Genomic DNA, 17,545 nt, shown 5'->3' with positions numbered 1-17,545 from the left:
GATCTAGGCGCTGTGGTCGGCGCGGGTCTGCGCGCTGGCCGGGGGATTGGTCTTCGCCGCGCAGCGCGCCTCGACCGCGGCATAGCCGGTCACCGCCGCCGACATGGTCGAGCGATCGGCGAGGCAGCGCGCCTCGCTGGCATAGGCCATCGGCAGCGTCATCACCGGGGTGCAGTTGGCGCCGCCCTGGGCGCAGCCGAGCAGGGTCATGACGTAGAACACCGAAGCCACGGGCGAATCCTTTTCTCGTTCGTGGCGCGGCTACGACGGGCGTGTTGCAGTTTGATGGCAGCCGAATGCTCGCGGCGGTTCAGCCTTGCGTCAGCGCGGGCAGGCTTTCAAAGCGGCGACACAGGATCAGGAGAATATAGCCGATGGTTCGTACCCTTTTGTTCGCCGGCGCCGCGCTGGCGCTGACCGCCCCCGCGCTCGCCAAAACCGTGCCGTCGGCGGCGCTGCCCGCGTCGAGCCCGTTCGCCAGGCCCTCGTCGCTGCCCTATGGCGCGCCCGATTTCGCGCACATCAAGTCGGGCGACTATCTGCCCGCGCTGATGGCCGGGATGGCGCAGCGCAAGCGCGACATCGACGCGATCGCCAAGCAGAAGGCGGCGCCGACCTTCGACAACACGATCGGCCGGCTCGAACAGGCGGGCCCGCTGCTCGAACGCACCCAGCTCGCGTTCAACGCGGTGCTGAGCGCCGACACCGACGACACGCTCGACAAGACCGACGCGACCACCGCGCCGCTGCTGACCGCGACCAACGATTACATGAACCTCAACAAGGCGCTGTTCGCCCGGGTCAAGTCGCTCCACGACCGCGCCGCCTCGCTCAACCTGACGCCCGAGCAGGCCAGGCTGCTCGACGTCTATTACAAGCGGATGGTCCATGCCGGGGCCGAGCTTCCCGCCGCTAGGCAGGCCGAGCTCAAGACGCTCAACGGCCGCATCTCCTCGCTCGAAAGCAGCTTTTCGCAGAAGCTGACCGCGGCGACCGCCGCCGGCGCGCTCCACGTCACCGACCGCGCCGCGCTCGCCGGGCTTAGCGACGACGCGATCGCCGCGGCGGCCGAGGCGGCGAAGGCCAAGAAGATGGACGGCTGGCTGATCGCGCTCCAGAACACCACCGGCCAGCCCGCGCTCGGCTCGATGAGCGACCGCGCCACCCGGCTCAAGCTGTTCGGCGCCGGCTGGACCCGCGCCGAGAAGGGCGACGCCAACGACACTCGCGCGCTGATCTCGGAACTCGCCGCGCTCCGCGCGAAAAAGGCGGCGCTGCTCGGTTATCCGAGCTGGGCGGCCTATGCGCTGTACGACCAGATGGCCAAGACCCCCGACGCGGCGATCGGCTTTCTCGCGCGGCTCGCCCCCGCGGTATCGGCCAAGGAACGCGCCGAGGCCGCCGCGATCCAGGCGGTGATCGACCAGCAGAACGGCGGGTTCAAGGCGACCCCGGCCGACTGGGACTATTACAGCGAGCAGGTCCGCAAGGCGCGCTACGACTATGACGAGGGCGCGCTCAAGCCCTATTTCTCGATGTGGAACGTGCTCGAGAACGGGGTCTTCTACGCCGCCAACCAGCTCTACGGGCTGACCTTCAAGCGCCGCACCGACCTGCCGACGTGGGACGCCGACATGCGCGTCTACGAAGTGTCCGACGCGAACGGCAAGCCGGTCGGGCTCGCCTATTTCGACTATTACAAGCGCGACAACAAGCAAGGCGGGGCGTGGATGGACAACCTCGTCGTCCAGGCCAAGTCGCGCGGCGCGCTGCCGGTGATCTACAACGTCTGCAACTTCACCAGGCCCGCCGCGGGCAAGCCCCCGCTGGTCAGCTTCGACGACGTGACGACGATGTTCCACGAGTTCGGCCACGGGCTCCACGGCCTGTTCGCCGACCAGCAATATCCGTCGCTGTCGGGCGCCAACACCGCGCGCGACTTCGTCGAGTTCCCCTCGCAGTTCAACGAGAACTGGGCGCTCGACCCGAAGGTGCTGGCGAATTACGCCAAGGACTATCGCACCGGCGCGCCGATCCCGGCCGAGCTGGTCGCCAAGGTCAAGGCGGCGCGCACCTTCAACCAGGGCCATGACGTCGGCGAGACGCTGACCGCCGCGCGGCTCGACCTCGACTGGCATTCGCTGCCCGCGACCGCCGGGCGTCAGGACGTCGACGGGTTCGAGGCGGCGGCGCTGGCCAAGGGCGGGTTCGATGTCGCCGACGTGCCGAGCCGTTATCGCACCAGCTATTTCCGCCACATCTGGTCGGGCGGCTATGCGGCGGGCTATTACGCCTATCCGTGGACCCGGATGCTGGCGCAGGACGCCTTCGCCTGGTTCGAAAGCCATGGCGGGCTGACCCTCGCCAATGGCGACCGCTTCCGCGCTCTGGTGCTGAGCCGCGGCAATACCGAGGATTATGGCGCGATGTTCCGCGGCTTTGCCGGCCACGACCCGTCGATCCAGCCCTACCTCGCCTTCTACGGCTTCGACGGGGCCGCCGGGGACAAGTGAGCCCGCGCCAGACAGGCCCTCGTTCGCCGACCGAGCTGCTCGCCCACGTCTTCGGCCACGCCGCCTTTCGCGGCGTGCAGGAGGCGGTGGTCGAGCGGACGGTGGCGGGAAAAAGCACGCTCGCGGTGATGCCGACCGGGGCGGGCAAGTCGCTGACCTACCAGCTGTCGGCGCTGGCGCGCGGGGGGACGGGGATTATCGTCTCGCCGCTGATCGCGCTGATGGACGACCAGGTGCGCAGCGCGACGAGCCTCGGCATTCGGGCCGCCGCGCTGACCAGCGCGAGCGACGACCCGCGCGGCATCCGCGACGCGTTCCGCGACCATGCGCTCGACCTGCTCTACGTCGCCCCCGAGCGCGCGACGACCGAAGGGTTCGCCCGCTTGCTCGAGGAAGCGCCGATCGCGCTGTTCGCGATCGACGAGGCGCATTGCGTGTCCGAATGGGGGCACGACTTCCGCCCCGACTACCGGATGCTGCGCGGGCTGCTCGACCGGCATCGCGAGGTGCCGCGGCTCGCACTGACCGCGACCGCCGACCGGCGGACCCGCGCCGACATCCTCGTCCAGCTCGGCATCCCCGACGACGGGCTGGTGGTCGCCGGGTTCGACCGGCCGAACATCCGCTACCACGTCCGCCCGCGCGACGGGCTGCCCGCGCAGCTCAAGCGGCTGCTCGCCGCCGAGGCGGGGCCGGGGATCGTCTATGCGCCGAGCCGCGCGGCGACCGAGAAGCTGGCCGAGCAGCTCGGCGGCGCGCGCCCGGTGCGCCCCTATCACGCCGGGCTCGACCCCGCGGTGCGGCGGCGCAACCAGGCCGATTTCGTCGCCTCGGAAGAGATGGTGATGACCGCCACCGTTGCCTTCGGCATGGGGATCGACAAGCCCGACGTGCGGCTGGTCGCGCACGCCGGCATCCCCAAGTCGATCGAGGCCTATTACCAGGAGACCGGACGCGCCGGGCGCGACGGCGACCCGGCCGAGGCGTGGCTGTTCTGGGGCGCCGACGACTTCGCGCGCGCCCGGCGACGGATCGAGACCGAGGTCGAGGCCGAGCGGCGCGCGGGCGAGCGCGAGCGGCTTAACGCGCTCGCCGCCTTCGTCGAGGCGGCGACCTGCCGCCGCGCGATCCTGCTCCGCCATTTCGGCGAGGATCCGGGCGAGCGATGCGGCAATTGCGACAATTGCCTCGACCCGCCCAAGACACTCGACGTGACCGAGGTGGCGAGGAAGCTCCTGAGCGCCGCGTTTCGCACCGAGATGCGGTTCGGGGTCGCGCACCTCGCCGCCGTGCTCGGCGGCGACGACAATGAAAAGGTGCGCCAGTTCGGGCATCACCAGCTGAGCGTGTTCGGGATCATGGGCGTCGACGAGCTGGCGCTGGTCAAGCCGGTGGCGCGCACGCTGCTGGCGCGCGACGCGCTGCGCAGCGACGATTATGGCGGGCTCAGCTTCGGCCCGGGCGCGAAGCCGATCCTGAAGGGCGAGGAGCGCGTCGTCATCGCCGTGCCCCCGCCGCGCAAGCCTCGCGCGCGGGGCGGGGCGGCGGGAGATTTCCCGCCGGACCCGCTGTTCGACGCGCTGCGCGACTGGCGGCGGCGGACGGCGAAGGAGCAGGGCGTGCCGCCCTACGTGGTGTTCCACGATTCGACGCTCCGCGCGGTCGCCGCCGAGCGGCCGACCAGCCTGGCGGGGCTTTCGCGGATCGACGGGATCGGCGACACTAAGCGCGACCGGTACGGCGAGTCGCTGCTGGCGGCGCTGGCCGAGGCGAGGGAGAGCATCGATGGCACCGCAGCTTGACGAGAAGACCTCGGTGTCGGGCCAGATCCGGCCCGAGGAGGTCGCCCGCCTGAAGGCCGAGGGCGTCACCATGATCATCAACAACCGCCCCGACCATGAGGACGAGGGCCAGCCGACCAGCGCCGAGATCGAGGCCGCGGCGAAGGCGGCGGGGATCGCCTATCGCCACGTCCCGATCCTGCGGATGGGCCCGGCCGACGTCGAGGCGATGCACGAGGCAATGGACGCGGCGGGCGACGGCAAGGTCCACGCCTTTTGCCGCAGCGGCAATCGCTCGGCGCTGTGCTGGGCAGTCGCGCGCAGCGAGCATGGCGCGTCGGAAGAGCAATTGCGCCACGCGGTCGAGGGCGCTGGGTTCAACCTCGGCCCGGTGGCGCACCTGCTGCGGAGCTGAGCCCGAGCGTCTCGCGCGCCAGTTCGAGGTCGTCGTCGAGCACCATCAGCCGGATCTCGACCAGCCCCGCCGCCGGGTAGACGCTGCTCATCCCGGCATCGAACAGCACCGCGTCGATCATCGCGCCGTCGAGCCGCTGGCGGTCGAGCTCGGCGTCGATCGGACTGGCGTAGCGCGCCAGCTCGACGAGGCTCACGCGGCGGTGCCGCCGACCGTCAGCGCGCCGACCAGCAGCGAGGGCTGGCCGACCCCGGCGGGGACCGACTGGCCGCCCTTGCCGCAGATGCCGACGCCTTCGTCGAGCGCCATGTCGTTGCCGATCCCTTCGACCCGGGTCAGCACGCTCGGCCCGTCGCCGATCAGCGTCGCGCCCTTGATCGGGGCGCCGATCCTGCCGCCTTCGATGCGGTAGGCCTCGGTGCAGGAAAAGACGAACTTGCCGCTGGTGATGTCGACCTGCCCGCCGCCGAAGCTCTTGGCGTAGATGCCGTCCTTGACCCGCTCGATCAGCGCGCCGGGCTCCTCGGTCCCGCCGAGCATGAAGGTGTTGGTCATCCGCGGCATCGGCGCGTGGGCGAAGCTCTCGCGCCGCCCGCTGCCGGTCGGCTGCATCCCCATAAGCCGCGCATTGAGCCGGTCCTGGAGGTAGCCCTTGAGGATGCCGTCCTCGATCAGCACGTTGCGCTGCGTCGGCGTCCCTTCGTCGTCGATCGTCAGGCTGCCGCGGCGACCGGGAATGTCGCCCTCGTCGATCACCGTCACCCCCGGCGCGGCGACGCGCTCGCCGATCCGCCCCGAAAAGGCCGAAGTGCCCTTGCGGTTGAAGTCGCCTTCGAGCCCGTGGCCGACCGCTTCGTGGAGCAGCACCCCGCACCAGCCCGAGCCGAGCACCACCGGCATTTCGCCGGCCGGGGCGGCGACCGATTCGAGGTTGGTCAGCGCCTGCGCCAGCGCCTCGTCGATCGCGCGGTTCCACCCGGCGGGATCGAACAGCCGGTCGTAGAGATAGCGCCCGCCGAACCCGAAGCTGCCGGTTTCGCGGCGTTCCCCCGACTTGGCGACGATCGAGATGCTCAGCCGCACCAGCGGGCGCACGTCGGTCGCGACGAAGCCGTCGGCGCGGACGATCTCGACCACGCTCCAGCTGCCCGACAGCGTCACGCTGACCTGCGCGACGCGCGGATCGCGCGCGCGCGCCGCCGCGTCGATCTGCTGGCACAGCGCGACCTTGTCGGCGAAGGGGATCGCGCCGAGCGGGTCGTCGGCGCCGTACATCGCGCGATTGGTGCGGGGCGGCGGCGGGGCGGGCAGCCCCTTGGCCGGGTCGAGCAATTTCAGCGTATCGGCGGCGCGCTCGATCGCCGCGGCGCTGATCTCGTTGGCGTGGGCGAAGGCGGTGGTCTCGCCGCTGACCCCGCGCAGGCCGAAACCGCCGCCGCTATGATAGTCGGCGGTCTTCAACCGTCCGTCGTCGAACCCGAACGCCTCGGACACGCGGTGCTGGAGATAAAGCTCGCCGTCGTCGTGCCGCGAAAGGTGCCGCGCGGCGAGCGCCTTGGCCTCGTTTGGATCGAGCGTGCGGTAGAGGAAACCGCGCGGGTCTGGCGCGCTCAATGCGCGGCGCCAGCCGCGTCGCTGTCGGCGGGGCCGCCTTCGAGGACGAAGCGGCGGTCGCAATAGCCGCAGTCGACATAGCCGTTGTCGTCGATGTGCAGGTAGACGCGCGGATGGCCGAGCGCGGGCTCGATCTCGCCGCCGCCGTCGCAGGCGACGCGGACGGTCTTGACGCGGATGGTTTCGGGCGGGGGAAGCATGGGGGAACGCCTACCAGCGGCGTCCCCCCGCTTCAATCAGTTATAGCTAAGCGTGACCTGGAAGCTTTCGCCATAGGTGCCCGACGCGGTCGCCGCCGGGATGCCGACGGTGCCACCGATGTAGAAGGACAGCACCCCGCTCGCCGGGACGGTATAGTTGTAGATGCCGGTCGTGCCCTGCTGGACCCCGTCGAGCGTCAGCGTCGTCGGAAGCCCCGACGAGCAGCTCGACTGGGCGGCGCAAAGGAAGCCGCTGAACGAGGTCACCTGCACGGTCACCGGCTGGTTGGCGGTCCCGGCGAAGTCCATCTTGCCGCGCAGCGGGGCGTTCGACGGGATCGGGACGACGGTCGTCGGCGTCACTGCGCCGGTCACCGGGTCGAGCGACACGCTGCCCGACTGGCCGGTGGGGAGCACGTAGCTGCCGAAATTGAGCGCCTGCTCCTGGAGCAGCTGGAACGGGGTCAGGATGACCGCCTTGCCGTTGCCGATCGCCGCCACGCGGTTCGCGGTCGGGCCCGACGGGCCGTTGGTCGGGGTGGGAAAGCTCTGCGCCACGGCGGGCGAGGCGATGACGAGCGCCGCGATCGCGGCGGAAAGCATACGGGTGATGAACACGGGTCTGGTCTCCAAATTGGAACGACCCGGAAGCTAGGCGGCAGTTATGCCGGATTTGCTCAAGATAGGGCGTAGCCGCGGCGTTAACCGCGCGCGGTGAGATTCGCGCACCGCCAACCGGTCGATTTCCGACCGATTTCCGCCGAAAACGGATGTTTGCTTAACGCCCGGTCAACCGCGACCCTCAGCGATCGGGATCAACGGTGCGGTTAATAATAGTCGACGGTCAGCGCGAAACTGCCGCTGTACACCCCGCCGACCGCGGTCGCGGGGACGGTCAGGGTGGCGCCGATCCCGATCGGGAAGGGGGTCGTGCCGACGAGTCGCAACTGTCCGGCCGAATCGATCGTGAAATTGTTCGCTACCAGCGTTTCGGTCCCGCCGCTGCGGGTCAGCGTCACCGGCGCGGCGGGCAGCGTGATCCATACCAGCGACAGCCGCGAGGCGCGCCCGCTGAACTGCGCCTGCCCGACCGTCCCGGCGAGCGCGGTCAGCCCGCCGCCATAGGTCGGCGTCCCGGTGTTGGGGTTGACCGCGATCGTGCCGGTGCCCGTCGCCGGGGTCAGCATCGTCCCGAAATTGAGGTCGGCGACACGGGTCAGCGAGGTCGGCTTGACGATGCTCACCGTCGAAGTTGCGCTCGCCGTGCCGGCAAGCGCCGGCGTCCCCGCGAGAAGCGCGGGCACGAGCAGGGCGAGCGAACGGGAGGCAAGACGCGAAACCATCGCTGCACCGCTTACCGGGCAAACCCTTCGATAGGGTTAAGCCGCCGATAACCACGCGCCGCTTGCCAGCCCGGCGTCACGCGCTATGCGCTTGGCGAATGACCGAGGCCGCGATCCAGATCGACCAGCTCGCCAAGACCTACAAGGGGGGCAAGCGGGCGCTCGACGGGGTGACCTTCGACGTGCCGCGCGGCCAGATCTTCGGGCTGCTCGGCCCCAACGGCGCGGGCAAGTCGACGTTGATCAACATCCTTGCCGGGATGGTGACCAAGACCAGCGGGACCGCGCGCATCTGGGGCTTCGACATCGAGGCGCACCCGCGCAACGCCAAGCGCTCGATCGGGATCGTGCCGCAGGAGATCCTGTTCGATCCCTTCTTCACCCCGCGCGAGGCGCTCGAGATTCAGGCCGGGCTGTACGGGGTGCCGAAGGGAGAGCGGATCACCGACCGGCTGCTCGCCGCGGTGCACCTGACCGACAAGGCCGACGCCTATGCGCGTACCCTGTCGGGGGGGATGAAGCGGCGGCTGCTGGTGGCCAAGGCGATGGTCCATTCGCCCCCGATCCTCGTCCTCGACGAGCCGACCGCCGGGGTCGACATCGAGCTTCGCCAGCAATTGTGGGACTATGTCCGCCAGCTCAACCGGCAGGGGGTGAGCGTGGTGCTGACCACCCATTACCTCGAGGAAGCCGAGCAGCTGTGCGACCGCATCGCGATCATCAACCACGGCCGGCTGATCGCCAACGAGCCCACCCGCCAGCTGGTCGCCAAGGCGCAGGACAAGGTCGTGAGGGTCGAGGTCGCGGGCGACATCGCGGCGCTTCCCGATAACGCGCTGTTCGACCGGATCGAACAGGTCGAGCCGCGCACGATCGAGGTCCAGTATCGCAAGGACCGCGCCAACGCGGGCGAGGTGCTCGGCGCGCTCCAGCAGGCGGGGTTCGACGTGGTCGACGTCTCGACCCGCGACCCCGATCTCGAGGACGTTTTCCTCGCGCTGACTCGCGAGAGCGCGGCTTGAGCCGCGAATCGTTCGACGTCCTGATCGTCGGCTCGGGCGCGGCCGGGCTGACCGCCGCGCTCAACCTCGCCGCCACCCGCAAGGTCGCGGTGCTGAGCAAGGGCGAGCTTGGCGGCGGCGCGACCGAGTGGGCGCAGGGCGGGATCGCCGCGGTGCTCGAGGAAGGCGACAGCTTCGAATCGCACGTGCGCGACACGATGATCGCCGGGGCGGGGCTCAACAACCTCGCGGTGGTCGAGCATGTGGTGAGCGAGGCACCCGCGGCGATCGCGCGGCTGACCGAGCTCGGCGTCCCGTTCGCGACCGAGGGCGGCGACCTACATCTCACCCGCGAGGGCGGCCATTCGCACCGCCGCATCGTCCATGTCGCCGACGCGACCGGCTGGGCGATCCAGCAGGCGCTCGAAAAGGCGGCGGTGGCGCACCCCAACATCACCATCATCCCCGATCGGGTGGCGATCGACCTCGTCACCGGTCGGCACGCGAGGGAATTCAGCACCAGCGGCGCGGTGCACGGAGTCTATGCGCTCAACCGGGGGACGAAAAAGGTCGACGTGCTGACCGCGCGCGCGACCGTGCTCGCGACCGGGGGCGCGGGGCGGACCTACCTTTATTCGACCGCGCCGCGGGGGGCGACCGGGGACGGGATCGCGATGGCGTGGCGCGCGGGGTGCCGGATTTCGAACATGGAATTCATGCAGTTCCACCCGACCTGCCTCTACAATCTCGAGGTCAAGAACTTCCTGATTACCGAGGCGGTGCGCGGCGAGGGCGGGATCCTCAAGAACCCCAAGACCGGCGAGCGGTTCATGCCCGCCTACGACGAGCGGGCCGAGCTGGCGCCGCGCGACATCGTCGCGCGCGCGATCGACAGCGAGATCAAGCGCGACGGGCTCGACTATGTCTGGCTCGACATCTCGCACCGCGAGCCCGAGTTCGTGAAGGCGCACTTCCCCAACATCTACGAGAAGCTGATCGGGCTTGGGATCGACATCACCAGGGAGCCGATCCCGGTGGTGCCGGCGCAGCATTACACCTGCGGCGGGGTGCTGGTCGACCTCGATGGGCGGACCGACGCGCCGGGGCTCTACGCCGCGGGCGAAGTGACCCAGTCGGGGCTTCACGGGGCCAACCGGCTGGCGTCGAACTCGCTGCTGGAATGCCTGGTGTTCGGCGAGGGGGCGGCGAGGCACATCGACGCGCACTGGGACTCGCTGCCCGAGCCGCCGCCGATCCGCGCGTGGGACGAGAGCCGGGTCGCCGACAGCGACGAGGAAGTGGTCATCGCCCAGACCTGGGGCGAGATCCGGCGGTTCATGTGGAATTATGTCGGGATCGTGCGCACGACCAAGCGGCTCGAGCGCGCCAAGCACCGGATCGACCTGTTGCGGCAGGAAGTGGCCGACTATTACGGCCATTTCCGCGTGACCCCCGACCTGATCGAGCTTCGCAACCTGGTCGAGGTCGCCGACCTGATCGTGCGGAGCGCGCTGAGCCGGCACGAGAGCCGCGGGCTGCACTACACGCTCGATTATCCGCGGATGGCCGACAAGGCGGTCGACACGGTGCTGGTGCCCTAGCTTAAGGCGCAAAAGCCAGCGTTACCCCGGACGTTTTCGTGACCTTAAGCGGGGTCGTTCTTCAAAAGCAGTGGGAATAACCGAGCGCGAATCCAACCGCCGAATTCGCGAGGATTCCCGTGTCTCACAGGCGCGGGCCTGTAGGACAGCGAAAAATCCGGGCGCGGCGAGCGAGCGCCGCGCCCGGAGCAAAGCTGCCTATTTCTTCGTCGTCTTGGCGTGGTGATGGCCGATGGCGCAGCCCGCCGCCGCACCGAGCTTGCCGTGATGGCCCGCGACATGGCCGGCGACGCCGCCTGCCGCCGCGCCCTTGAGGCAGCCCTTGGCCGAGGCCGGGGTCACCGCGAGCAGGGCCGTGGCCGCGAGCCCCATCGAGATCATTCGAAGCATCATCACTCTCCTTCACCGTTCCGGTCAGCCGGAACCTCGCCATTCGCGACGCCCCGCCGGCACGCGCCGCCGGGGCCTTTCGCGAAAAACATGTGGGCCGCGACGACGGGCGTGTCGCCGCGGCCCCGCTCAAGCGTCCTGGGGTCAGGAAGACGCTAGAGCCCGGCGACGCCGATCGGCGTGCCGCGTCCGGTCGGACCGTCGTATCCGGCACCGGCGGTGCAGAAGTAGGTCCCGCCGCAGCTGCCGTTGCTGCCCGAGGTGACGTCGTTGAAGCCGCTGGCCGAGTCGGCGAAGATGGTCGAGGCGCCGTTGGCGGTCTTGCCGGTGACGCCGTACATCCCGCCGATCAGCGGCGAGGCGACGCTGGTCCCGCCGAACACCATCCATTGCGACTTGCCCGTCGAGCCCGGGCCATAGACCGCGACGCCGGTGTTGGGATCGCCGACCGCCGAGATGTCGGCCTCCATGCGCATCGTGCACAGGCTGTCGGTCTCGTAGCTGGGCTTGGCATAGACGGTCGAGCAGCCGCTGCCGCCCGAATTCCAGGCGGTTTCCGACCAGCCGCGGGTGTTCGAGGCACGAGTGAGCGACGTGCCGCCGACCGCGATCACGGTGTTGGCGGTGGCCGGGAACTGCGCGCCATAGCCGCTGTCGCCCGACGAGACGGTCACCGCCACGCCGGGGTGGTTGTAGGCCGAGGCGTAGCTCGAGGTGCCGCTCTCGCCGCCGCCGTAGCTGTTCGAGATCACGCTGGCGCCGAGCGCGGCGGCCTCGTTGGCGCCCGCGCCGAGGTTGGCGAGCGAGGTGCTCGAGGTCTGGACGAGCAGGATCTTGCAGTCGGGACACATCGCCGAGACCATGTCGAGGTCGAGCGCCTGTTCCTGGTCCCAGCCGGTGTTGTTGCGCGGATAGCTGGTGCCCCCGCTCTGGTTGACCTTCTTGAAACAGCCGTTGGCGGTGGTGCAGGCCGGAAGCCCATATTGCGCGCGGTAAACGGCGAGGTCGCTCTCGGCGTTCGAATAGCCGTAGGCGTCGACGATCGCGACCACCCGGCCGTTGCCGCCGCTCGACGGGGAATTATAGGCGCTGCGCAGGTCGGCGGGGCCATAGCCCGAGGGGACCGCGTTCGGGGTTATCGCGTTCTTGCCGACGAACAAATTGCCGCGCGCGTCCGACTTGATGCGGGCGTAGCAGCGCGCCTCGCCCTGGCCGACGCCGCGCGCGCAGGCGATGACGTTATACCCGTTGCCGTTGCGTTCGACCTGTTGCGCGCTCGCGATCGACGCGCCGCCGACCAGGGCGACGATCGTCGCGGCCGCCAGTCCAAAAGCCCTTACAATCATGAAAGTCCCCTTTCGTTCGCCGCGCGAATCGCGACGCCGGGGAAGCTGTCACAAATATTGCATCATGCAATACGCTATATTTTCGGGGCAATTCAGCGCCTGTTCAGTGACGTTCAAGAAGAGAACATGATATGATAAAACATTATTTTCTGTTTTATTATATCATCGACTTGCCTGGATCAATGTCGCGGGTTGGCGCGCGGGCCGGCCGGGGGCGACCGACCGACCCGGCGCGCGCATCCTAGTTGGCGGGGCAGCTGGTCCCGTCATATTCGTCGACGCTGGCGAGGAACGAGCCCAGCGCGCTGACCGTCGGGCTGTCGATCAGCCCCATTTCGTAGAACAGGTCGGCGACGTTGCCGAGGCCGAGCCGCGGCTCGCTCTGTTCGCGCACGTGGCTGCCGAGCCCGCCTTCGATCTGCGCCAGCTGCGCGCTGACCACGCCCCAGCAATTATTGGCGTTCGACGTGCTTCCGGTCTTGGCCGGCGCCCCGGCCGAGACCGACGCGGGCAGGGCGACGAGGGCGATGGCCGACAGGGCCACCGCGAGTTTCGAATGACGCATGCATCCTCTCCTTTGTTCGACGACCGACCGGCTGCAAAGAGGCGTTCCCAACCGCTGGGTGCAGACGCGCCGCCGTCGAAGTTACGTGGGCGGCGACGCGGCGGATGCAGGCATGGTTAATGTCTTTTCGACCGCGGGCGGGCGGCCCGTGTCAGCGCAGCTTGGCGATATTGAGCTTGAGGTCCTTGGCCTTGGCCTGGGTCGATTCCTCGCTTCGCGTCAGCGCCTTGGCGATCGCCTTCAATCCCATGCCCTTGACCGCGAGGCGCTTGAGCTTTTCGAGCTCGGCCTCGGTCCAAGGCTGCTTGTGACGTTCGAACCGGTCAGGCATCGTGGGTCTCCCTGTTCATCCGGCCAGCGCAGGGGCCGTCACGGCGTAAATCGGTGACGGCAGACGAGCTGCTGCGCAAGTCGCTGGCCGGCGTTCGCCCTCTCTCGGCATAGCGACGCTCGCTACGCTCCGCTCTCGCTTTGCTCGGGGGCTCTGCTTTCGATGAGGCCGAGCTTTGCGATCAGCGGCTTCATCGTCAGGCCCTGAATGACGATCGAAAAGGCGACGACGAGGAAGGTGGCGGCGATCACCGCGCCCCGTTCGGGCAGGTCGGCGGGGAGCGCGAGCGCCAGCGCGAGGGCGAGCGCGCCGCGCAGGCCGCCCCAGAACAGGACGTGTTTGTAGCCCCACGGCACCGCCAGCCGCGAGCGGGCGAAAGCGAGACTCAAGGGGTAGACCGCGACCGCGCGCCCGGCGAGCGCGGCGAGCGTGGCTAGGCCGGCGAGCGGGAGCGCGGCGAGCAGCGCGGGCGAGGCCTCTGCGCTGCCGATCAGGATGAACACCATCGAGTTGGCGAGGAAGGCGGCGAATTCCCAGAAGTCGGTCAGCGAATGTTCGGCGGCGTTGCAGATCGCCCCGCGCCGCCCGAAATTCCCGACCACCAGCCCCGCCGCCAGCGTCGCGAGCACCCCCGACAGGTGGAAATGCTCGGCGCCGAGGAAGCTGGCGTAGGCGGCGATCACGGTGAGCGTGGTTTCGACCAGCGGGTCCCGGGTCCGCCCGGCGACGAGCAGGCAGCCCCAGCCGACCGCGAGGCCGAGCAGCGTGCCCCCGCCCGCGGTGGTCAGCAGCTTGAGCCCGATCGTGTCGGGGCCCGCCGCGCCCCCGGCGGCGATCCCGACGAGCAGCGCGAACAGCACCGCGGCGACCCCGTCGTTGAGCAGGCTTTCGGCCTCGACCAAGAGGTGCAGCCGGTGGGGGACGCGGATTTCCTTGAACAGCGCGATCACCGATACCGGGTCGGTCGCCGCGACCAGCACGCCGAAGAAGGCGGCGGCGAGCCAGCCCCAGCCGGCGAAGGCGTGCATCGCCCCGGCGACCAGCGCCGCCGCGAGCAGCACGCCGACGGTAACCAGCGCGAGGAGCAGCGGCAGCTCGCGGCGGAACGGCTTCCAGTCGATCTGGATCGCCGCCTCGAAGATCAGCGGGGGCAGGAACACCTCCATGATCAGCTCGGGCGTCAGCGCGATGGCGGGGGCGAGCCCGCTGAGGGCGAGCAGGAAGCCGGCGATCACCAGCCCGACCGAATAGGGCATGCCGACCCGCCGTGTCGCCATCGCCACCAGCGCGGCGACGAGCAGGAGGAGGCCGACCGAGGCGAAGCTGGCGGGGCCGAGGCTGGCTGGCACGGGGGTCACGGTCCGGGCTTAGCCATTATGGGCCGGGTGGCCAACATCGGCGGGCCGGCCTATTTTGCGGGGCGATGGCGAGCGGACTGCAATGCGAGCAATGCCCGGTGCGGACGAGCGCGGCCTGCGCCGCGCTGACGCCCGGCGAGCGCGATTCGCTGGCGAGCCTCGGGCGCACCCGCGCGCTTCAGGCCGGCGAGACGCTGTTCCACGCGGGCGAGGCGAGCGGCACGACCGCGACGCTGAAGCGCGGGATGCTGAAGCTGCGCACGATCGGCGCGGACGGGACCGAGCGGATCGTCGGGCTGGTCCACCCGGCGGGATTCGTCGGCGAGCTGTTCGGGCCGATGAGCCGATACGACGTCGTGGCGATCGCCGATTGCGAGCTGTGCACCTTCGGGCGCGGGGAGTATCGGCGCGCGATCGACCGCTTTCCCGCGCTCGCGCAGGCGCTGCTCGAGCGGACGTCGGACGCGATCGAGCGCACCCGCGCGCTGGTCGACCTGCAGTCGCGGCGGTCGGCGCGGGCGCGGGTCGCGGCCTTCCTGCTGGAGATGGGGCGGGCGGCGAGCCGGTCGTCGTGCCACCCGGCGGAACGGTTCGACCTGGTGCTCGGCCGGGGCGAGATGGCGGGGCTGCTGGGGCTGACGATCGAAACGGTGAGCCGGCAGCTCACCGCGCTCGAGCGGGCGGGGACGATCGCGCGCGAGGGACGGCGCGGGATCCGGCTGGCGGATCCCGCGGCGCTGGAGGCGATCGTCAGCTGAGCGCGGCGATGGTCACCACCGCGAGCCCCCAGCCGAAGATCAGCACCGGGAGTACCAGCACCTGCGCCACCGCGCCGGCGCCGCTGGTGCGGCCGGTGAGCGTGTCGACGCCCTCGCCGAGCAGCCGGGCGAGCGGCATCGCGCGGTCGGCGTGGGCGGGGGCCATCGTCGCCCACAGCATCGGGACGACGTAGAAGCCGACAGTGAAGATCACGAAGATCGCCATCGGGAGGATCATCTGCGGGCTGCGGAAGCCGAGCCCCATCACCGCGAGATAGGCGAGGAACAGGCCGAAGAAGCCGGCGTGCAGCGCGGTCGGCAGGTTGAAGTTGCGGTCGGTGCAGGCGCGCGGGGCCGGGGCGGGCGCGAGCGCGAGCTCGTCGGCGGCGAGGGTGGCACGGTCGAGGCGGACGGACATGGCGTTTCTCCTTCGAATGGCGAGGAGAGTGGCGCGGCGGCGCGCGGCGCGCCTTGACCGATGTCAAAACGGGGAAAGAAAAATCGCGCGGTCAGCGCTGCGGCGCGATTCCGCCGCCGAGCGTGACGCCGGCGAGGGTCTGGCCGTAATAGCTTTTCTGGCCGGCGAAATTGGCCCTGGCGTTGGCGGCCAGCGTGCCGGTCTGGCGCGGGTCCTTGGGACGTTCGTGGCTGTCGACGAAGGCGGCGAGGTGCCATGCTTCGTCGCCGGTCAGGGTGCCGCCCTGCCCGAGCGGCATGTTCGCCTTGATGAACCCCGCGGCGAGGTCGATCCGCGCCATGCCGGCGCCCCAGTTATAGCTCTTCGGCCCCCACAGCGGCGGGTAGGTGACGGTGCCATCGGGAGCGATCGCGCCCTGCCCGTCGGCGCCGTGGCAGCCGCTGCATTTCGCCTGGAACAGTGCCGCGCCCCTGGCCGGGTCGTAGCCGCCGGCGGGGAGCGGCGGGGTCGGATAGCCCGCGCCGGGAAGCTTGCGGCCGGTCGGCGCGCCGGTCGCGAGCCAGTGGAAATAGCTGTCGAGGTCGCGCACCACGTCGCTGTCGGCCGGGGGCGGGCCGCCCGAGGGGCTGTTCGGCGCGTTCATCGAATAGAGGAAGCATTGGCGGATGCGGTCCTCGATCGTGTTGATCGTGCCGGTCTTCTTGCGGAATTGCGGATAGCTGACCCACGCCGCCCACATCGGCGCGCTGTTCGCCGCGCGGCCGCCGTCGAGGTGGCAGTTGCGGCACGCCATCGCGTTGCCGACATAGGCGGCGGCGTTGACGCGCGGATTGTCGAAGATCGCCATGCCGCGCTTGATCGCCTCGCCCTCCGGCCCCGCGGGAAGCGCGGACAGCGGGGGCGGGGCGAAGGCGGCCTCCACCGGCCTCGCCGGCGGCGCGGCGCTTCGGGTGCAGGCGACCGCGAGGAGCGCGAGCGCGGCGATGAGCGCCGCGCCCGCCCTAGCCCATGTAGGCAAAGCTGTAGCCATGTTCCTGCGCGCGGTTGACCGCGGTGATCCCCGCCGGGACGACCACCGCGCCGGGGACGACATGCGCCTTGAGGTCGGCCTCGATCTTTTTCCAGTCGCCGGTCTTGCCCGCGAGCATGTGGGCGATGCCCTCGGTCGCGAGGCCGCACACCGCGAAGCGCGCGCCCTGACCGGCGAGGCGGACGAGCGGGGCGCCGGCAAAGGCTTCCTCGCCCTTTTCGACCGGGCCCTTGGGCACCACCAGCATCGGGTTGCGCCCGGCGTTGGCGTGCTTGAGATCGTCGCCCTTCATCTTGAGGTTGGCGGCGAACTTGGCGCCATATTTCTTCCAGATCGTGTCGTCGTAGCCGAACACGGTCGATTCGTGGCGGAAGACGATGATCACCCCGAGCTGTTCGGGCTTGAGCCCATAGCCCTTGTCGTTGGCGTAATAGTAATTGGTGGCATAGCCGACCGAGCCCCAGCCGCCCTTCGCCGAGGGACCGTCGAACACCATCCGGTGGCGGGTGCCGGGCTTGTCCATCCACGCATCGACCGTCTCGGGCGAGGCGGTCCAGCCGCTTCCCCCGAAACCGCCGCCACTTCCCGCGCCGCCCGCCCGCGCGGGGCCCGCGCCGACGAGGCCCGCGCCCGCGACCAGCGCCGCCGCGCCGAACAATTGCCGCCGATTGGTGGTGATGTCGTCCATGTCCCTGTCCCCCTTCGCGAGACGGACGATAACGCGAAGTCGACGCGGGGCAAAGCGGGGACGCTGGAATCGCCGCGCTTCCCTGTGGGGGTCCGTCCTCGATACCCGCAATGGCCGGGATCGCCCAGACAGGCCCGCTGGCGAGAAGCGCAGCGCAGTCGCGTAGCCGTAGCTACGCGCAAGCAAGCGACGA

The 17,545-nt window shown here is 69.9% G+C and carries 20 protein-coding genes; 6 read left to right on the top strand and 14 right to left on the bottom strand.

All coding sequences use genetic code 11. The features are described from left to right. Positions 1-3: 3 nt before the first annotated feature. Positions 4-231, bottom strand: a complete 228-nt coding sequence (locus ABDK56_RS06250; protein WP_349807315.1) for a hypothetical protein — start codon at positions 229-231, stop codon at positions 4-6. A 143-nt stretch (positions 232-374) separates the two neighbouring features. Between ABDK56_RS06250 and ABDK56_RS06245 the strand changes: the two genes are divergently transcribed. From ABDK56_RS06245 to ABDK56_RS06235, 3 genes are read left to right on the top strand one after another with little or no spacing between them, the layout of a single operon-like run. Continuing rightward, entirely contained in the window at positions 375-2,513 is a 2,139-nt protein-coding gene (locus ABDK56_RS06245; protein WP_349807314.1) for a M3 family metallopeptidase, read from the top strand. Then, a complete protein-coding gene (locus tag ABDK56_RS06240; RefSeq protein ID WP_349807313.1) occupies positions 2,510-4,315 on the top strand; it encodes a RecQ family ATP-dependent DNA helicase in 1,806 nt (601 codons plus the stop codon). Before ABDK56_RS06245 ends, ABDK56_RS06240 begins: the two co-directional genes overlap by 4 nt. Beyond that, on the top strand, positions 4,299-4,709 hold the full coding sequence (locus ABDK56_RS06235) for a protein tyrosine phosphatase family protein (RefSeq protein ID WP_349807312.1): 411 nt from the start codon (positions 4,299-4,301) through the stop codon (positions 4,707-4,709). The genes ABDK56_RS06240 and ABDK56_RS06235 overlap by 17 nt, the downstream gene beginning before the upstream one ends. Here ABDK56_RS06235 and ABDK56_RS06230 read toward each other — a convergent pair. The 5 genes from ABDK56_RS06230 to ABDK56_RS06210 all read right to left on the bottom strand — a co-directional run bounded on the left by ABDK56_RS06230 (position 4,672) and on the right by ABDK56_RS06210 (position 7,866). After that, complete coding sequence (locus ABDK56_RS06230; protein ID WP_349807311.1) at positions 4,672-4,905, bottom strand: putative signal transducing protein; 234 nt, start codon at positions 4,903-4,905, stop codon at positions 4,672-4,674. The two genes, ABDK56_RS06235 and ABDK56_RS06230, sit on opposite strands and share 38 nt — an antisense overlap. Further along, positions 4,902-6,323 carry a metalloprotease TldD gene (gene tldD / locus ABDK56_RS06225; protein ID WP_349807310.1) on the bottom strand — a complete coding sequence of 474 codons (1,422 nt, stop codon included), beginning with the start codon at positions 6,321-6,323 and terminating at the stop codon, positions 4,902-4,904. Before tldD ends, ABDK56_RS06230 begins: the two co-directional genes overlap by 4 nt. Then, positions 6,320-6,523, bottom strand: a complete 204-nt coding sequence (locus ABDK56_RS06220; RefSeq protein WP_349807309.1) for a zinc-finger domain-containing protein — start codon at positions 6,521-6,523, stop codon at positions 6,320-6,322. Before ABDK56_RS06220 ends, tldD begins: the two co-directional genes overlap by 4 nt. 36 nt (positions 6,524-6,559) lie before the next feature. After that, positions 6,560-7,141 carry a DUF4402 domain-containing protein gene (locus tag ABDK56_RS06215; protein ID WP_349807307.1) on the bottom strand — a complete coding sequence of 194 codons (582 nt, stop codon included), beginning with the start codon at positions 7,139-7,141 and terminating at the stop codon, positions 6,560-6,562. Positions 7,142-7,350: 209 nt separating this feature from the next. Further along, positions 7,351-7,866 (bottom strand): DUF4402 domain-containing protein, encoded by a 516-nt coding sequence (locus ABDK56_RS06210; protein ID WP_349807306.1) that lies wholly within the window; start codon positions 7,864-7,866, stop codon positions 7,351-7,353. 98 nt (positions 7,867-7,964) lie between these two features. On the opposite strand from ABDK56_RS06210, the gene ABDK56_RS06205 reads away from it, so the two are divergent. Continuing rightward, on the top strand, positions 7,965-8,888 hold the full coding sequence (locus ABDK56_RS06205; protein ID WP_349807305.1) for an ABC transporter ATP-binding protein: 924 nt from the start codon (positions 7,965-7,967) through the stop codon (positions 8,886-8,888). Next, positions 8,885-10,468: an L-aspartate oxidase gene (gene nadB / locus ABDK56_RS06200; protein WP_349807304.1), complete on the top strand. Its 1,584-nt coding sequence runs from the start codon at positions 8,885-8,887 to the stop codon at positions 10,466-10,468. Before ABDK56_RS06205 ends, nadB begins: the two co-directional genes overlap by 4 nt. 198 nt (positions 10,469-10,666) lie before the next feature. Here nadB and ABDK56_RS06195 read toward each other — a convergent pair whose 3' ends face one another. The 5 genes from ABDK56_RS06195 to ABDK56_RS06175 all read right to left on the bottom strand — a co-directional run bounded on the left by ABDK56_RS06195 (position 10,667) and on the right by ABDK56_RS06175 (position 14,458). Beyond that, entirely contained in the window at positions 10,667-10,858 is a 192-nt protein-coding gene (locus tag ABDK56_RS06195) for a hypothetical protein (RefSeq protein WP_349807303.1), read from the bottom strand. Positions 10,859-11,013: 155 nt separating this feature from the next. Beyond that, the gene (locus ABDK56_RS06190; RefSeq protein WP_349807302.1) at positions 11,014-12,204 is read right to left on the bottom strand and encodes a S53 family peptidase; all 1,191 of its coding nucleotides are present in this window, start codon (positions 12,202-12,204) and stop codon (positions 11,014-11,016) included. Positions 12,205-12,445: 241 nt separating this feature from the next. Then, positions 12,446-12,769, bottom strand: a complete 324-nt coding sequence (locus ABDK56_RS06185; RefSeq protein ID WP_349807301.1) for a hypothetical protein — start codon at positions 12,767-12,769, stop codon at positions 12,446-12,448. Between the two features lie 151 nt (positions 12,770-12,920). Further along, positions 12,921-13,100 carry a hypothetical protein gene (locus ABDK56_RS06180; RefSeq protein WP_349807300.1) on the bottom strand — a complete coding sequence of 60 codons (180 nt, stop codon included), beginning with the start codon at positions 13,098-13,100 and terminating at the stop codon, positions 12,921-12,923. A 122-nt stretch (positions 13,101-13,222) separates the two neighbouring features. After that, entirely contained in the window at positions 13,223-14,458 is a 1,236-nt protein-coding gene (locus ABDK56_RS06175) for a cation:proton antiporter (protein WP_349807299.1), read from the bottom strand. 65 nt (positions 14,459-14,523) lie between these two features. On the opposite strand from ABDK56_RS06175, the gene ABDK56_RS06170 reads away from it, so the two are divergent. After that, a complete protein-coding gene (locus tag ABDK56_RS06170; protein WP_349807297.1) occupies positions 14,524-15,216 on the top strand; it encodes a Crp/Fnr family transcriptional regulator in 693 nt (230 codons plus the stop codon). On the opposite strand, the gene ABDK56_RS06165 is transcribed toward ABDK56_RS06170, so the two are convergent. The 3 genes from ABDK56_RS06165 to ABDK56_RS06155 form a co-directional block, all read right to left on the bottom strand. Beyond that, positions 15,209-15,634: a hypothetical protein gene (locus ABDK56_RS06165; protein WP_349807296.1), complete on the bottom strand. Its 426-nt coding sequence runs from the start codon at positions 15,632-15,634 to the stop codon at positions 15,209-15,211. The genes ABDK56_RS06170 and ABDK56_RS06165 overlap by 8 nt on opposite strands. A 91-nt stretch (positions 15,635-15,725) precedes the next feature. After that, the gene (locus ABDK56_RS06160) at positions 15,726-16,652 is read right to left on the bottom strand and encodes a c-type cytochrome (protein ID WP_349807294.1); all 927 of its coding nucleotides are present in this window, start codon (positions 16,650-16,652) and stop codon (positions 15,726-15,728) included. Beyond that, positions 16,636-17,352, bottom strand: coding sequence for a hypothetical protein (locus ABDK56_RS06155; protein ID WP_349807293.1), 717 nt, complete (start codon positions 17,350-17,352; stop codon positions 16,636-16,638). Before ABDK56_RS06155 ends, ABDK56_RS06160 begins: the two co-directional genes overlap by 17 nt. Positions 17,353-17,545 lie beyond the last annotated feature (193 nt).

Origin of the sequence: Sphingomonas sp. ASV193 (genome assembly GCF_040203355.1) — a bacterium.
Taxonomy (GTDB): Bacteria; Pseudomonadota; Alphaproteobacteria; order Sphingomonadales; family Sphingomonadaceae; genus Sphingomicrobium.
Note: the sequence above shows the minus strand (reverse complement) of the source record. Positions and strands in the feature narration are given on the sequence as shown.

What these genes read in the sequence shown, in the direction of transcription:
- ABDK56_RS06245 (WP_349807314.1), top strand. Translation starts at nt 375, where the DNA reads ATGGTTCGTACCCTTTTGTTCGCCGGCGCCGCGCTGGCGCTGACCGCC.
- ABDK56_RS06235 (WP_349807312.1), top strand. Translation starts at nt 4,299, where the DNA reads ATGGCACCGCAGCTTGACGAGAAGACCTCGGTGTCGGGCCAGATCCGG.
- ABDK56_RS06220 (WP_349807309.1), bottom strand. Translation starts at nt 6,523, where the DNA reads ATGCTTCCCCCGCCCGAAACCATCCGCGTCAAGACCGTCCGCGTCGCC.
- ABDK56_RS06210 (WP_349807306.1), bottom strand. Translation starts at nt 7,866, where the DNA reads ATGGTTTCGCGTCTTGCCTCCCGTTCGCTCGCCCTGCTCGTGCCCGCG.
- ABDK56_RS06205 (WP_349807305.1), top strand. Translation starts at nt 7,965, where the DNA reads ATGACCGAGGCCGCGATCCAGATCGACCAGCTCGCCAAGACCTACAAG.
- ABDK56_RS06195 (WP_349807303.1), bottom strand. Translation starts at nt 10,858, where the DNA reads ATGCTTCGAATGATCTCGATGGGGCTCGCGGCCACGGCCCTGCTCGCG.
- ABDK56_RS06190 (WP_349807302.1), bottom strand. Translation starts at nt 12,204, where the DNA reads ATGATTGTAAGGGCTTTTGGACTGGCGGCCGCGACGATCGTCGCCCTG.
- ABDK56_RS06185 (WP_349807301.1), bottom strand. Translation starts at nt 12,769, where the DNA reads ATGCGTCATTCGAAACTCGCGGTGGCCCTGTCGGCCATCGCCCTCGTC.
- ABDK56_RS06180 (WP_349807300.1), bottom strand. Translation starts at nt 13,100, where the DNA reads ATGCCTGACCGGTTCGAACGTCACAAGCAGCCTTGGACCGAGGCCGAG.
- ABDK56_RS06170 (WP_349807297.1), top strand. Translation starts at nt 14,524, where the DNA reads ATGGCGAGCGGACTGCAATGCGAGCAATGCCCGGTGCGGACGAGCGCG.
- ABDK56_RS06165 (WP_349807296.1), bottom strand. Translation starts at nt 15,634, where the DNA reads ATGTCCGTCCGCCTCGACCGTGCCACCCTCGCCGCCGACGAGCTCGCG.
- ABDK56_RS06155 (WP_349807293.1), bottom strand. Translation starts at nt 17,352, where the DNA reads ATGGACGACATCACCACCAATCGGCGGCAATTGTTCGGCGCGGCGGCG.